Origin of the sequence: Burkholderia sp. IDO3 (genome assembly GCF_003366075.1) — a bacterium.
Taxonomy (GTDB): domain Bacteria; phylum Pseudomonadota; class Gammaproteobacteria; order Burkholderiales; family Burkholderiaceae; genus Burkholderia; species Burkholderia anthina.
Genome location: NZ_CP028963.1, coordinates 2,369,681 through 2,383,959, shown reverse-complemented (window position 1 = coordinate 2,383,959; position 14,279 = coordinate 2,369,681). Strand labels below are relative to the sequence as shown.

The 14,279-nt window shown below is 66.8% G+C and carries 15 protein-coding genes; 11 read left to right on the top strand and 4 right to left on the bottom strand.

Features of this window, described 5'->3' with window-relative positions; translation table 11 throughout:
• Nucleotides 1–17: 17 nt before the first annotated feature.
• From DCN14_RS25735 to iscX, 11 genes are all read left to right on the top strand, one after another.
• Nucleotides 18–1,430: a lactate utilization protein B gene (locus DCN14_RS25735; protein ID WP_096507236.1), complete on the top strand. Its 1,413-nt coding sequence runs from the start codon at nt 18–20 to the stop codon at nt 1,428–1,430.
• A 127-nt stretch (nt 1,431–1,557) separates the two neighbouring features.
• Nucleotides 1,558–1,785 carry a hypothetical protein gene (locus DCN14_RS25730; protein ID WP_096507237.1) on the top strand — a complete coding sequence of 76 codons (228 nt, stop codon included), beginning with the start codon at nt 1,558–1,560 and terminating at the stop codon, nt 1,783–1,785.
• A gap of 101 nt (nt 1,786–1,886) precedes the next feature.
• Complete coding sequence (locus tag DCN14_RS25725) at nt 1,887–2,369, top strand: low molecular weight protein-tyrosine-phosphatase (RefSeq protein ID WP_096507238.1); 483 nt, start codon at nt 1,887–1,889, stop codon at nt 2,367–2,369.
• 117 nt (nt 2,370–2,486) lie between these two features.
• Nucleotides 2,487–3,026 (top strand): Fe-S cluster assembly transcriptional regulator IscR, encoded by a 540-nt coding sequence (gene iscR, locus DCN14_RS25720; protein ID WP_096507239.1) that lies wholly within the window; start codon nt 2,487–2,489, stop codon nt 3,024–3,026.
• A gap of 63 nt (nt 3,027–3,089) precedes the next feature.
• Nucleotides 3,090–4,313, top strand: coding sequence for an IscS subfamily cysteine desulfurase (locus tag DCN14_RS25715; RefSeq protein ID WP_096507240.1), 1,224 nt, complete (start codon nt 3,090–3,092; stop codon nt 4,311–4,313).
• Nucleotides 4,314–4,381: 68 nt separating this feature from the next.
• The gene (iscU, locus tag DCN14_RS25710) at nt 4,382–4,789 is read left to right on the top strand and encodes a Fe-S cluster assembly scaffold IscU (RefSeq protein ID WP_006754131.1); all 408 of its coding nucleotides are present in this window, start codon (nt 4,382–4,384) and stop codon (nt 4,787–4,789) included.
• 170 nt (nt 4,790–4,959) lie between these two features.
• The gene (gene iscA, locus DCN14_RS25705; protein WP_011885413.1) at nt 4,960–5,283 is read left to right on the top strand and encodes an iron-sulfur cluster assembly protein IscA; all 324 of its coding nucleotides are present in this window, start codon (nt 4,960–4,962) and stop codon (nt 5,281–5,283) included.
• Nucleotides 5,284–5,377: 94 nt separating this feature from the next.
• Nucleotides 5,378–5,905: a Fe-S protein assembly co-chaperone HscB gene (hscB, locus tag DCN14_RS25700; RefSeq protein ID WP_096507333.1), complete on the top strand. Its 528-nt coding sequence runs from the start codon at nt 5,378–5,380 to the stop codon at nt 5,903–5,905.
• 54 nt (nt 5,906–5,959) lie between these two features.
• Complete coding sequence (gene hscA / locus DCN14_RS25695) at nt 5,960–7,828, top strand: Fe-S protein assembly chaperone HscA (RefSeq protein ID WP_096507241.1); 1,869 nt, start codon at nt 5,960–5,962, stop codon at nt 7,826–7,828.
• A gap of 88 nt (nt 7,829–7,916) precedes the next feature.
• The gene (gene fdx, locus DCN14_RS25690) at nt 7,917–8,258 is read left to right on the top strand and encodes an ISC system 2Fe-2S type ferredoxin (protein ID WP_096507242.1); all 342 of its coding nucleotides are present in this window, start codon (nt 7,917–7,919) and stop codon (nt 8,256–8,258) included.
• A gap of 76 nt (nt 8,259–8,334) precedes the next feature.
• A complete protein-coding gene (gene iscX, locus DCN14_RS25685; protein WP_096507243.1) occupies nt 8,335–8,544 on the top strand; it encodes a Fe-S cluster assembly protein IscX in 210 nt (69 codons plus the stop codon).
• Between the two features lie 89 nt (nt 8,545–8,633).
• Here iscX and DCN14_RS25680 read toward each other — a convergent pair whose 3' ends face one another.
• The 4 genes from DCN14_RS25680 to recJ form a co-directional block, all read right to left on the bottom strand.
• Entirely contained in the window at nt 8,634–9,359 is a 726-nt protein-coding gene (locus DCN14_RS25680; protein ID WP_096507244.1) for a glycine zipper 2TM domain-containing protein, read from the bottom strand.
• 349 nt (nt 9,360–9,708) lie between these two features.
• A complete protein-coding gene (gene lysS / locus DCN14_RS25675; RefSeq protein WP_096507245.1) occupies nt 9,709–11,235 on the bottom strand; it encodes a lysine--tRNA ligase in 1,527 nt (508 codons plus the stop codon).
• Between the two features lie 83 nt (nt 11,236–11,318).
• Nucleotides 11,319–12,423, bottom strand: a protein-coding gene (gene prfB / locus DCN14_RS25670; RefSeq protein ID WP_096507246.1) for a peptide chain release factor 2 whose coding sequence is annotated in 2 segments (ribosomal slippage) — nt 11,319–12,341 and nt 12,343–12,423 — 1,104 coding nt in all. Because the reading frame shifts where the segments join, the coding sequence is not laid out codon by codon here.
• A gap of 154 nt (nt 12,424–12,577) precedes the next feature.
• Complete coding sequence (gene recJ, locus DCN14_RS25665) at nt 12,578–14,275, bottom strand: single-stranded-DNA-specific exonuclease RecJ (RefSeq protein ID WP_096507247.1); 1,698 nt, start codon at nt 14,273–14,275, stop codon at nt 12,578–12,580.
• Nucleotides 14,276–14,279: the final 4 nt, after the last annotated feature.

The following is a 14,279-nucleotide window of genomic DNA, read 5'->3' as shown; positions in this document are numbered from 1 at the left end:
TTTTCCCCGATACCGCGATGCAAGTTCAATCGATGCATTTCAAGGCGCGCGCCGGCCAGAAGCTGGCCGATCAGCGCCTGCAGCAGAACCTGAAGAAGCTGTCGACGAAGTTTGTGTCCGCGCGTGCCGACGCGATGACCGCGATCGACTTCCAGGCGACCCGCGCCGCGCTGAAGGCGCGCCGCAACCGTGCGCTGGAAAACCTCGACGTCTGGCTCGAGGCATTCGAGCGCGAGGCGACGCGGCGCGGCACGACCGTGCTGTTCGCGGAAACGACCGCCGACGCGGCGCGGCTCGTCGCCGACATCGCGCGCCGCCACGACGTGAAGAAGGTCATCAAGACGAAGTCGATGGTGTCCGAGGAAATGCGCCTGAACGCGGTGCTCGCGGAGATGGGCGTGCAGTCGATCGAGACGGACCTCGGCGAATACATCCTGCAGATCAACGACAACGAGCCGCCGAGCCACATCATTGCGCCCGTCGTGCACAAGGACAAGGACGAGATCGCCGACCTGTTCGCCCGCACGCACCATCGAGAGCGGCTGACCGAGATTCCCGACATGACGCGCGAGGCGCGCGAAGTGCTGCGCCCGCATTTCATGTCGGCCGACATGGGCGTGACGGGCGGCAACTTCGTGATCGCCGAGACGGGTTCGGTTGCGGTCGTCACGAACGAAGGCAATGAAGGGATGTGCACGGTGATGCCGCGCGTGCACGTCGCGGTGACGGGCATCGAGAAGGTGCTGCCCACGCTCGAGGATCTCGCGACCGCGATGCGCCTGCTGCCGCGCTCGGCGACCGGGCAGAAGACGTCGAACTACTTCTCGCTGCTCACCGGCCCGCGCGGCCCCGGCGACGAGGACGGCCCGGAACACAACTATGTGGTGCTCGTCGACGGCGGCCGCACCGGCCTGATCGGCGGCGAGTTCCAGGAGATGCTGCGCTGCATCCGCTGCGGCGCGTGCATGAACCATTGCCCGGTCTACCAGAAGGTCGGCGGCCACGCGTACGGCTGGGTCTATCCGGGGCCGATGGGCTCGGTGCTGACGCCGAGCTACGTCGGCGTCGAGCAGGCGCTGGACCTGCCGCAGGCCGCGACGCTGTGCGGCGAGTGCGACAGCGTGTGCCCGGCCGGGATTCCGCTGTCGCATCTGCTGCGCGCGCTGCGCGAGAAGCAGGTCGAGCGGCACCTGCGGCCGTGGCGCGAGCGCGCCGGGCTCGCCGCGTGGGGCTTTTTCGCGCGCCGGCCGGTGCTCTACGCGCTGACGACCAAGCTCGCGGTGCGCATCCTCGAGCGGCTGGGCAGCAGCGGCGGCACGCTGCGGCGCCTGCCGATGATGGGCGGCTGGATGGACACGCGCGACATGCCGATGCCGACCGGGCGCACGTTCCGCGAGTTGTATGCGGCATCGAAGAGTCATCTCGGCTGACGACTGTTCATCGGGCAGCAACAGTGCGTTCGCTATTCGAGTATTTATCTCGATAGATGCGGTCTATAGAATCTTGCCTGTAGTCCCCGAAATTGGGTTTCGGGGAATGAGGTCAAGGAGCCGCATCATGAAAAAGACAATATCGATGTACTGGCCGCTGGCAATCGTCGTTCCGCTCGCGGCGGCCGCTTATCTGCACGCGATGGCCGGCGCGCCGTCGCGTGGCCCGCTCGCCGTTCATCAGGCATCGGCCGAGCTGGCACGCGCGGTGTCGTTCGGTCTGGTCGACGACGCGACGAAGTCGCTGCCGCCCGCATCCGGCGACGTTGTGCTCGCCGCACCGAAGGCGCTGTGACGCATGCCGCCGTCGCTTTGCGCGACGGCGCGATTCCGGGCGCCTTTGTATAATGGCGTGCTCTTCTCCCACGCGGTTCGCCGCGGCTTTCCGATAGTGCGATGAACCGCGTTGCGATCTGTTTCGTCTGTCTCGGCAATATCTGCCGTTCGCCTACGGCAGAAGGCGTGATGCGCCACCAGGTGGACGCGGCCGGGCTGACCGACCGGATCGCGATCGATTCGGCCGGCACCGGCGACTGGCACGTCGGCGAGCCGCCCGATACGCGCGCGCAGGCTGCCGCGCACACGCGCGGCTACGACCTGTCGGCGCTGCGGGCGCGGCAGGTGAGTGCGGCGGATTTCGAGCGTTTCGACCTGCTGCTCGCGATGGACGAGGCCAATCTCGCGGAACTGCATCGGCGCTGCCCGCCGCAGCATCGCGACAAGGTGCGCCTGCTGATGGAATTCGCACCGGGCGCGGCCGAGACCGAAGTCGCCGATCCCTATTTCGGCGGCGCGCAGGGTTTCGAGCAGGTGCTCGATCAGGTCGAGCGCGCATGCGCGGGCCTGCTGGACACCCTCCAGGCGCGCACCGCGCGCTGATTGCGGCAGGAAATTCAGCGGTCTGCGAATACCCTGTCAAAGACATGGATACTTGACTAAAAACGTCAAATATTTATACTTGACCAAAATCGTCAAGATTGCAGTCCCCTAGACACCATGAGACTCACCACCAAAGGCCGTTTCGCCGTCACGGCGATGATTGACTTGGCACTGCGCCAGGAGCAGGGCCCGGTGACGCTTGCAGGCATCAGCCAGCGCCAGCGGATTTCGCTCTCGTATCTCGAACAGCTGTTCGGCAAGCTGCGCAGGCATGAAATCGTCGAATCCGTGCGCGGCCCGGGCGGCGGCTACAACCTCGCGCGCCGCGCGCAGGACGTCACCGTCGCCGACATCATCATCGCGGTCGATGAACCGCTCGACGCCACGCAGTGCGGCGGCAAAGGCACGTGCGACGGCTCGAAGCAGCCCGACGGCCATTGCATGACGCACGAGCTGTGGTCGACCCTGAATCAGAAGATGGTCGAATACCTCGATTCGGTGTCGCTGCAGGATCTCGTCGATCAGCAGCGCGCGCGAGAAGGCGCCCCCACGGTGTTGCGCGACCGGCGCGCGTCGGAGCCCGCCGCGGCACCGGCCGAACCGGTGCGCACGATGCCCCTCGGCCCCAATTCGGTGTTCAACATCGCGAGTTCGTGAGCGCGAACGCGCCGCACACCCCATAACACATACAGTCCCTGCACAGAATATCCGGAGCGACAGATGACCCAAGAGACTCTCCACCTGCCCATCTACATGGATTACAGCGCGACGACGCCGGTCGACCCGCGCGTGGTCGACAAGATGGTGCCGTACCTGCGCGAGCAGTTCGGCAACCCGGCGTCGCGCAGCCATGCGTACGGCTGGGATGCGGAACGCGCGGTCGAGGAAGCGCGCGAGCAGGTGGCCGCGCTCGTGAACGCGGATCCGCGCGAGATCATCTGGACGTCCGGCGCGACCGAATCGGACAACCTGGCGATCAAGGGTGCCGCGAACTTCTACAAGGGCAAGGGCAAGCACATCATCACGGTGAAGACCGAGCACAAGGCCGTGCTCGACACCTGCCGCGAGCTCGAGCGCGACGGCTTCGAAGTCACCTATCTCGACGTGAAGGACAACGGCCTCCTCGACCTCGACGTGCTCAAGGCCGCGCTGCGCCCGGACACGATCCTCGTGTCGGTGATGCACGTGAACAACGAGATCGGCGTGATCCAGGACATCGAGACGATCGGTGAACTCTGCCGCGAGAAGGGCATCGTGTTCCACGTCGACGCCGCACAGGCGACCGGCAAGGTCGAGATCGACCTCGCGAAGCTGAAGGTCGACCTGATGTCGTTCTCGGCGCACAAGACGTATGGCCCGAAGGGCATCGGCGCGCTGTACGTGCGTCGCAAGCCGCGCGTGCGCATCGAAGCGCAGATGCACGGCGGCGGTCACGAGCGCGGGATGCGTTCGGGCACGCTGCCGACGCACCAGATCGTCGGCATGGGCGAAGCGTTCCGCATCGCGCGCGAAGAAATGGCGACCGAGAACGAGCGCATCCGCATGCTGCGCGACAAGCTGCTGCGCGGCCTGTCGCAAATCGAGGAAACGTACGTGAACGGCGACCTCGAGCACCGTATCCCGCACAACCTCAACATCAGTTTCAACTTCGTCGAAGGCGAGTCGCTGATCATGGCGATCAAGGACGTCGCGGTGTCGTCGGGTTCGGCGTGCACGTCGGCGTCGCTGGAGCCGTCGTACGTGCTGCGTGCGCTCGGCCGCAACGACGAACTGGCGCACAGCTCGATCCGCTTCACGGTCGGCCGCTTCACGACGGAGCAGGAAGTCGACTTCGTGATCGATCTGCTGAACAGCAAGATCGCGAAGCTGCGCGAGCTGTCGCCGCTCTGGGAAATGCACCAGGAAGGCATCGATCTGTCGACGATCGAATGGGCCGCACACTGAACGCCGCATCCAATACATTCGCGGGCGGATTCGCGCGCGCAGACGTAACGAGTCAAGGAGTCTGAGTCATGTCTTACAGCAACAAGGTTCTGGATCACTACGAAAACCCGCGTAACGTCGGTTCGTTCGCGAAAGACGACGACGCGGTCGGCACGGGCATGGTCGGCGCGCCGGCCTGCGGCGACGTGATGAAGCTGCAGATCCGCGTCGGCGCGGACGGCGTGATCGAAGACGCGAAGTTCAAGACGTACGGCTGCGGTTCGGCCATCGCGTCGAGCTCGCTCGTGACCGAGTGGGTGAAGGGCAAGACGCTCGACGAAGCGCTGTCGATCAAGAACACGCAGATCGCCGAAGAGCTGGCCCTGCCGCCGGTGAAGATTCACTGCTCGATTCTCGCGGAAGACGCGATCAAGGCAGCCGTGGCCGACTACAAGAAGCGTCACGACACCACGGAAGGCGATCAGGCAGCAGCCTGAGCGGCATCGAGCGGCTTCGCAGGAAAACGCCGGGCCGCCCCAAGTTTTTCGCCCCGCAGGAAGTCCCCTTGGGGGATGACCCCCTCGGGGGGCCTGGCGCGTAGCGACAGGTTTGGGGGCGCTTAGACGGAACGCGGCAGCCCTTTGGGGCGCGCCGCGGCAAGGACATCATGGCAATTACACTGACCGAAAAAGCAGCACAGCACGTCCAGAAATACCTCGTCCGTCGCGGCAAGGGTGTGGGCCTGCGGCTTGGCGTTCGCACGACCGGGTGCTCGGGGCTCGCGTACAAGCTCGAGTATGTCGACGAGCTGGCTCCCGAGGATCAGGTGTTCGAGAGCCATGGCGTGAAGGTCGTCGTCGACCCGAAAAGCCTCGCGTATATCGACGGCACCGAGCTGGACTTCGCGCGCGAAGGCCTGAACGAAGGGTTCAAGTTCAACAACCCGAACGTGAAGGACGAGTGCGGCTGCGGCGAATCGTTCCGCGTGTGACGCGGGTTTCCGCGCGATGCGGGCAAGAGGCGGCACGGGCCGCCTTTTTAATGTGCGGCGTTTGCCGCGCGACGAACCGGAATTGAACGCGACGATGGTTTCGCTGAAAGACAGCCACTTCGATCTGTTTCACCTGCCGGCGCAATTCGCGCTCGACGAGGCGGCGCTCGACAGCGCATATCGCACGGTGCAGACGCAGGTGCACCCGGACCGCTTCGCGGCGGCCGGCGACGCGCAAAAGCGTATCGCGATGCAATGGGCGACCCGTGCGAACGAGGCGTACCGCACGCTGCGCGATCCGCTGAAGCGCGCGACCTATCTGCTGTCGCTGCGCGGCGTCGACATCGGTGCCGAGAACAACACCGCGATGGAGCCCGCGTTCCTGATGCAGCAGATGGAGTGGCGCGAAGGCATCGAGGATGCCGCGGCTGCTCGCAACGTCGACGCGCTCGATGCGCTGCTCGCCGAACTGCGCGGCGAAAAGCGCGTGCGTCTCGAACGCCTCGGCACGCTGCTCGACAGCGGTGCCGATCAGGCCGCCGCGGAGGCCGTGCGCCAGTTGATGTTCATCGAGCGGGTCGCGTCGGAAGTGGGCGCGCAGATCGAGCGTCTCGAAACTTAACCGCGTGCCTTGCGGCACGCGCAGCAAACGGGCCGAGCGCCCGAACGAACCAAGATGGCTTTACTGCAAATTTCCGAACCGGGCATGGCGCCGGCGCCGCATCAGCGGCGACTCGCTGTCGGGATCGATCTCGGCACGACGAACTCGCTCGTCGCCGCGGTGCGCAGCAGCGTGCCCGAAGTCCTGCCGGACGAAGCGGGCCGCGTGCTGCTGCCGTCGGTGGTCCGTTATCTGGAGAAGGGCGGCCGCCGCATCGGCCACGAAGCGAAGGAACAGGCCGCGACCGATCCGCGCAACACGATCGTGTCGGTCAAGCGCTTCATGGGCCGCGGCAAGGCCGAGGTCGAAGGCGCGGCGAACGCGCCGTACGAATTCGTCGATGCGCCGGGCATGGTGCAGATCCGCACGATCGACGGCGTGAAGAGCCCGGTCGAAGTGTCCGCCGAGATTCTCGCGACGCTGCGCTACCGCGCGGAAGATACGCTCGGCGACGAGCTGGTCGGCGCGGTCATCACGGTGCCGGCGTACTTCGACGACGCGCAGCGCCAGGCGACCAAGGACGCCGCGCGCCTCGCGGGCCTGAACGTGCTGCGCCTGCTGAACGAACCGACCGCGGCGGCGATCGCCTACGGCCTGGATAACGCGGCCGAAGGCCTGTACGCGGTATACGACCTCGGCGGCGGCACGTTCGACCTGTCGATCCTGAAGCTGACGAAGGGCGTGTTCGAAGTGCTGGCCGCGGGCGGCGATTCCGCGCTCGGCGGCGACGATTTCGACCATGCGCTGTTCGGCCACGTGCTCGCGCAGGCCGGCATCGACGCACAGACGCTCGCGCCGGAGGACGTACGCCTGCTGCTCGACCGCGTGCGCGTGCTGAAGGAAGCGCTGTCGTCCGCGCCGCAGGCGTCGCTCGACGTGACGCTGTCGAGCGGTGCGCATCTCGTGCAGACGATCTCGCACGCCACGTTTGCCGCGCTCGTCGAGCCGCTCGTCCAGCGTACGCTGACGCCGACCCGCAAGGCCCTGCGCGACGCGCAGGTGAGCCCGGCCGACATCAAGGGTGTCGTGCTCGTCGGCGGCGCGACGCGCATGCCGGTGATCCGCGATGCGGTCGCGAAACATTTCGGCCAGCCGCCGCTCGTCAATCTCGATCCCGACCAGGTCGTCGCGCTCGGCGCGGCGATCCAGGCTGACCTGCTCGCCGGCAATCGCGGCAGCGGCGATGACTGGCTGCTGCTCGACGTGATCCCGCTGTCGCTCGGTGTCGAGACGATGGGCGGCCTCGTCGAGAAGATCATTCCGCGCAACTCGACGATTCCGATCGCGCGCGCGCAGGAATTCACGACCTTCAAGGACGGCCAGACCGCGATGGCGATCCACGTCGTGCAGGGCGAGCGCGAGCTCGTCGCCGACTGCCGGTCGCTCGCGCGCTTCGAGCTGCGCGGCATCCCGCCGATGACGGCCGGTGCGGCGCGTATCCGCGTGACCTACCAGGTCGACGCGGACGGGCTGCTGTCGGTGTTCGCACGCGAGCAGCATTCGGGCGTCGAGGCATCGGTCGTCGTGAAGCCGTCGTACGGCCTGGCCGATGACGACATCGCGAAGATGCTCGAGGACAGCTTCAAGACCGCCGAGATCGACATGCGCGCCCGCGCGCTGCGCGAAGCGCAGGTCGAAGCCCAGCGGATGATCGAGGCGACGCAGGCAGCGCTCGCGGCCGACGGCGAACTGCTCGACGCGGCCGAACGGACGCAGGTCGATGCGCTCGTCGCGGCGCTGAGCACGATCGCGCAGGGCGACGATGCAGGCGCGATCGAAACCGCGACCAAGGCGCTGGCCGACGGCACCGACGAATTCGCGGCGCGCCGGATGGACAAGAGCATCAAGCGCGCACTGTCGGGCCGACGGCTCGACGAGATCTGAACGAACGACCTGCATGCGGGCCGGCGACGGCCCGCGCGATATTGAACCGTGCGGCGCCCGCCGCCGCACCTTGACTGACGGAACGGACATGCCTCAACTGGTGGTGCTGCCTCACGTCGAACTGTGCCCGGACGGCGCAGTGATCGACGCGACGCCCGGCAAGAGTATTTGCGACAACCTGCTCGACAACGGGATCGAGATCGAGCATGCGTGCGAGAAGTCGTGCGCGTGCACGACCTGCCACGTGGTGATTCGCGAGGGCTTCAACGATCTCGAGCCGTCCGACGAGGACGAAGACGATCTGCTCGACAAGGCGTGGGGCCTCGAGCCGACGTCGCGCCTGTCGTGCCAGGCGATCGTGACGGAAGAGTCGGACCTGGTGGTCGAGATTCCGAAGTACTCGATCAACCACGCGAAGGAAAATCACTGACGGATCGGCGGGCCGGGCGGCGCGCGGCATGGTCGCCGCGCCCGGTGGACCCGCCACCTACACGGGAGAGCAGGCCATGAAATGGACCGATTCGCGCGAGGTCGCCATCGCGCTTGCAGACAAGCATCCGGACATCGATCCGCAGCGGATCAATTTCGTCGACCTGCGCCAATGGGTGATCGAACTCGACGGCTTCGACGACGATCCTTCCCACTCGGGCGAGAAGATTCTCGAGGCGATCCAGGCCCACTGGATCGACGAATCCGACTTCGACGACGAAGACTGAGATTCGCGCCGGCATCGGCGCTCGTACGGCTCCCGCAAAAAGAAAAGGCTCGTGATCTTCACGAGCCTTTTTCGTTGCCGCGCGGTGCGTCATGCGCCGACCAGCGTACCGTTCTCGATCCGCACGCGCTGGCCCTGGCCGAACGGCGGTGCGTTGTGGTACGTGAACGTGCGCGTCGCGCCGCTCTCCATCTGTACCTGCACCTGATAGTCGGTTTCCGCGCGCACCTGCTTTTCGACCTGGTTGCCGGCCAGACCGCCGCCCAGTGCGCCGATGATCGTCATCGCGGTGCGGCCGTTGCCGTGGCCGAACTGGTTGCCGAGCAGGCCGCCGGCCGCTGCGCCGCCGACCGCGCCGATCCCCGAGCTCTGGCCCGGCGTACGGCTCTCCGTGATCGCGACGATCGTGCCGCAAGACTGGCAATACGTCGGCTGCGCGGGCGCGTACGGTTGCTGCGCATATTGCGGCGGCTGCGGCGCCGGCGTGTGGCGATGATGCGTTGCCACCGGGCGCGGCGCGGGCTTCGGTGCGGCCTGCGCGGCCGCCTTTTGCTGCGCGGCCAGCTCGGCTGCCTGCTGCTGTGCCTGAGCGGCGAGGGCAGTGCTGGCTGCCGCGGCCGTGTCGACGGCCGGCTGCGATGCGATCAGCGCGGCCTGGGTCTGGGTGGTGTTCTGTTCGTTGCTGCTGGCCTTCGGAAAGATGCCCGTGATCGCGGCTGTCGCGGCGAGGCTGGCGACGATGACGGCACCGGCGGCGGTGGCGACGAGCGGGTGGAGGCGTTGCTTTTGCGGTGTGGCTTGATTCTGGTTGTCCATTTTTTTCTCCGGTGTCGACCCGGCCCCTGCACGTTGGCGTCGGGGCGGATCCCACGCGTCGGGATCGAGCAGACTCGGCGTTCCGGCGCTTCGTTCTGGTCCCGTGGTCATGCGTGGTGACGCAACGGGAGTGTCATCCACCGGGGAGGAGGGCACCGTATCAAGGTGTAACGAATTGCAGTGGCGCGCAGGCGATCGCGGCCGGGAAAACCCGGGGAAGGTCGTTGCGGTGTGAGAATAAAACGGGGAAGGATCGAAAGCCGGCGGGCGCCGGCAGGCGGGATTTACGCGCGGTTACAAAGCCGACGCGTGCGCGCCACGAGGCGCGGCGCACACGCGGGTCAGGCCGTCAGTCTTCGCGGCGCAGGTGCGGGAACAGCAGCACGTCGCGGATTGTCGGGCTGTCGGTCAGCAGCATCACGAGACGGTCGATGCCGATCCCGCAGCCGCCCGTCGGAGGCATCCCGTGTTCGAGCGCGCGGATGTAGTCGGCGTCGAAGAACATCGCTTCCTCGTCGCCCGCATCCTTCTGCTCGACCTGCTTCTTGAAGCGCGCAGCCTGGTCTTCCGGATCGTTCAGCTCCGAGAAGCCGTTCGCGATCTCGCGGCCGGTCATGAACAGCTCGAAACGCTCGGTGATGCCCGGCACCGTGTCCGATGCGCGCGCGAGCGGCGACACCTCGACCGGATAGTCGATGATGTAGGTCGGCTCCCACAGCTGCGCTTCGGCCGTTTCCTCGAACAGCGCGAGCTGCAGTGCGCCGATGCCGGCGTTCAGGAAGGCCGGTTGCGACACGTCGACGCCCAGGCGCTTCAGTTCGGTGCGCAGGAACGCGTCGTCCGACAGCTGGCCGTCGGTGTACTGCGGCGCGTATTTCTGGATCGCCTGCGTGATCGTCAGGCGGTGGAACGGCTTCGCGAGGTCGAGCTCGCGGCCCTGGTACTGGATCGTCGCGGTGCCGAGCGCATCAATCGCCGCCTGGCGGATCAGTTGCTCGGTGAAGTCCATCAGCCAGCGGTAATCGGTGTACGCGGCATAGAACTCCATCATCGTGAATTCCGGGTTGTGGCGCGGCGACACGCCTTCGTTCCGGAAGTTGCGATTGATTTCGAACACGCGTTCGAAGCCGCCGACGATCAGGCGCTTCAGGTACAGCTCCGGCGCGATGCGCAGGAACATCTGCATGTCGAGCGCGTTGTGATGCGTGACGAACGGCTTGGCCGCCGCGCCGCCCGGGATCGGGTGCAGCATCGGCGTTTCGACTTCCATGAACTCGGCGTTGTCCATGAATTTGCGGATCGACGCGATCGTGCGGGTACGCGCGCGGAACGTGTCGCGCGTTTCCGGCGTGACGATCAGGTCGACGTAGCGCTGGCGATAGCGCATTTCCTGGTCGGCGAGGCCGTGGAACTTGTCCGGCAGCGGCCGCAGCGCCTTCGACAGCAGACGCAGTTCCTTGCACTGGACCGACAGCTCGCCCTTGTTGGTGCGGAACAGCACGCCGCGCGCGGCGACGATGTCGCCGAGATCCCACTTCTTGAATGCGTCGTAGGTTTCCGCGCCGACGTCGTTCGGCGTCACGAAGAACTGGATCTGGCCCGAGCCGTCCTGCACCGTCGCGAAGCTCGCCTTGCCCATCACGCGCTTGAGCATCATGCGGCCGGCGACCGATACCTCGACCTGCTCGGCTTCGAGCGCGGCCTTGTCCGAGTCGGCGAATTTCACCTGGAGATCGGCGGCGTGGTGCGTCGGCCGGAAATCGTTCGGATAGGCGACGCCTTGCTCGCGCAATGCGCGCAGCTTCTCGCGGCGCTCGGCGATGATCTGGTTTTCGTCCGCCGCGACGGCGGGCTGCGTTTGAGTCGGTTCGGTCATGATGGTCGGAATTCGGAGTGGGTGCGGCAACGCCAACGGGAAGGGCAAGGACGGCGCGGCCTGGACGGGCCGCACCGCGGCGCTTACACGCCCTGTTTGAGGCTCGCGCTGATGAAGTCGTCGAGATCGCCGTCGAGGACAGCGCGCGTGTTGCTCATTTCGACGTTCGTGCGCAGGTCCTTCACGCGGCTCTGGTCGAGCACGTACGAGCGGATCTGATGGCCCCAGCCCACATCGGTCTTGCTCGATTCGAGCTTGTCCTGCTCGGCCTGGCGCTTGCGCATTTCGGCTTCGTACAGGCGCGATTTCAGCATCGCCATCGCTTCGGCGCGGTTGCGGTGCTGCGAGCGGTCGTTCTGGCACTGCACGACGATGCCGGTCGGCATGTGCGTGATCCGCACGGCCGAGTCGGTCTTGTTGATGTGCTGGCCGCCCGCGCCCGATGCGCGGTACGTGTCGATGCGCAGGTCGGCCGGGTTGACCTCGACCTCGATCGAGTCGTCGATTTCCGGATACACGAACACCGACGAGAACGACGTGTGGCGGCCGCCCGACGAGTCGAACGGCGACTTGCGCACGAGGCGGTGGATGCCCGTTTCGGTGCGCAGGAAGCCGTAAGCGTATTCGCCCGTGACCTTGACCGTCGCGTTCTTGATGCCGGCGACGTCGCCGTCGGACTCTTCGAGCACTTCGGCCTTGAAGCCCTTGCGTTCGCAGTAGCGCAGGTACTGGCGCAGCAGCATCGACGCCCAGTCGCACGCCTCGGTGCCGCCGGCGCCGGCCTGGATGTCGATGAAGCAGTTGTTCGGATCGGCCGGGTTCGAGAACATCCGGCGGAATTCGATGTCGCCGACGCGCGCTTCGAGCTTCTTCGCATCGTCTTCGGACGCGACGAGGGTGTCTTCGTCGCCTTCCTCGCGTGCCAGCTCGAACAGGTCGAGCGCATCGCGCAGGTCGCTATCGAGCACCGTCAGCGTCGAGACGACGCCTTCGAGCAGCTTCTTCTCGCGGCCGAGCGCCTGGGCGTTTTTCGAATCGTTCCAGACGTTCGGGTCTTCGAGTTCCTTGTTGACTTCGGTCAGACGCGCAGCTTTGGCGTCGTAGTCAAAGATACCCCCGAAGCTCGCCCGCGCGATTGCGCAGGTCGAGCAGGGAGCTTTCGATCGCGTTGAGACGTTCCGCTTCCATGATCGTTCGCTTTTCTTGCTTCGTAAAAAAGCGGAATTATAGCCGATCGGCGGGGTTTCCCGGTGACGCGGACTGTGCCGGCATGCATGCCGCAGCCCCGTCCGGCGCGGCGCGCATGCGCTTTGCGCGGGGCCTCGGGCCGCCGCGCCGGCGTTCAGCCGGCCGCGTGCTCGACGATCAGCTGGACGCGCGTCACGCCGTTCCACGTGTCGGCCACGAGGCGATACGCGATCAGGGCGCTCGCCGGCAGCGGCTCGGTGTGGTTGAACCAGATCGCGTTGAAGCGCTGGCGCCCGCGCGCCAGTTGCAGCTTCAGGTGCTTTTCCTTCACGAGCGACTGCGACACGACGTCGAATTCGCCGGAGAAAAGCGGGGCCGGAAAGCCCTGGCCCCACACGGCCTCGTCGAGCAGCCCGACGAACTGCGGCGTGAAATACGCTTCCTCGAGTTCGCCGTCGGTCTCGATCACGCGCGCGAGCGCGTCGTCGGACAGCCACTCGCGCGCGACCGCCTCGAACGCGGCCGCGAAGCGCGGCACGTTGTCGGTGTCGAGCGTGAGGCCGGCCGCCATCGCGTGGCCGCCGAATGCGACGATCAGGTCGGGCTCGCGCTTCGACACGAGATCGAGCGCATCGCGCAGGTGGAACCCGGGAATCGACCGGCCCGAGCCCTTGACCCGCGTGCCGGCTTCGTCCGCGTGCGCGAACGTGAACGACGGGCGGTGGAATTTCTCCTTGAGCCGGCCGGCGACGATCCCGATCACGCCCTGGTGCCATTCGGGATTGAACAGCGTGATGGTGCACGCGTCGGCCGGGTCGACGTCGGCGAGATCGGCGAGCGCCTGCTGCTGCATGCCGGCCTCGATCTCGCGGCGCTCGCGGTTCATCACGTCGAGCTGCTGCGCGAGGTCCCACGCCCGGCCGATGTCGTCGGTGATCAGGCACTCGATGCCGAGCGACATGTCGGAGAGCCGTCCGGCGGCGTTCAGGCGCGGGCCGAGGCCGAAGCCGAGATCGAAGCCCGATGCGGTGCGCGCCTCGCGGGCGGCGGCGCGGAACAGCGCGGCGATGCCCGGCTGCATGCGGCCGTTGCGGATACGCTGCAGCCCCTGCGCGACGAGCACCCGGTTGTTGCCGTCGAGCCGCACGACGTCGGCGACGGTGCCGAGCGCGACGAGGTCGAGCAGCCCGTCCAGACGCGGCTCGGCCTCCTTGCTCGCGAACGCGCCGCGACGGCGCAGTTCGGCGCGCAGCGCGAGCAGCACGTAGAACATCACGCCGACCCCGGCGAGGTGCTTGCTCGGGAACGCGCAGCCGGGCTGGTTCGGGTTGACGATCGCGCGCGCGGCGGGCAGTGCGTCGCCGGGCAGGTGGTGGTCGGTCACGAGCACGTCGATACCGCGCGCATTCGCGGCTTCGACGCCCGTGACGCTCGCGATCCCGTTGTCGACGGTAAGCAGCAGGTCGGGCTTGCGTGCGGCCGCGAGTTCGACGATCTCGGGCGTGAGCCCGTAGCCGTATTCGAAGCGGTTCGGCACGAGATAGTCGATCTGCGCGCCGAACATCCGCAGGCCGCGCACCGCGACCGCGCAGGCCGTCGCGCCGTCGCAGTCGTAGTCGGCGACGACGAGCAGGCGCCGCTTGTCGGCGATCGCGTCGGCGAGCAGCGAAGCGGCGTCCGCGCAGCCCTTCAGTTCGGTGGGCGGGACGAGGCGCGCGAGCGCCGTTTCGATGTCGGCCGGCGACTGCACGCCGCGCGACGCGTACAGGCGTGCGAGGACGGGGTGCAGGCCGTGGCGCGCGAGCGCTTCTGCGTCGGCGGGGGCGACGGGGCGGGTAACGATCCGGGTCATACAG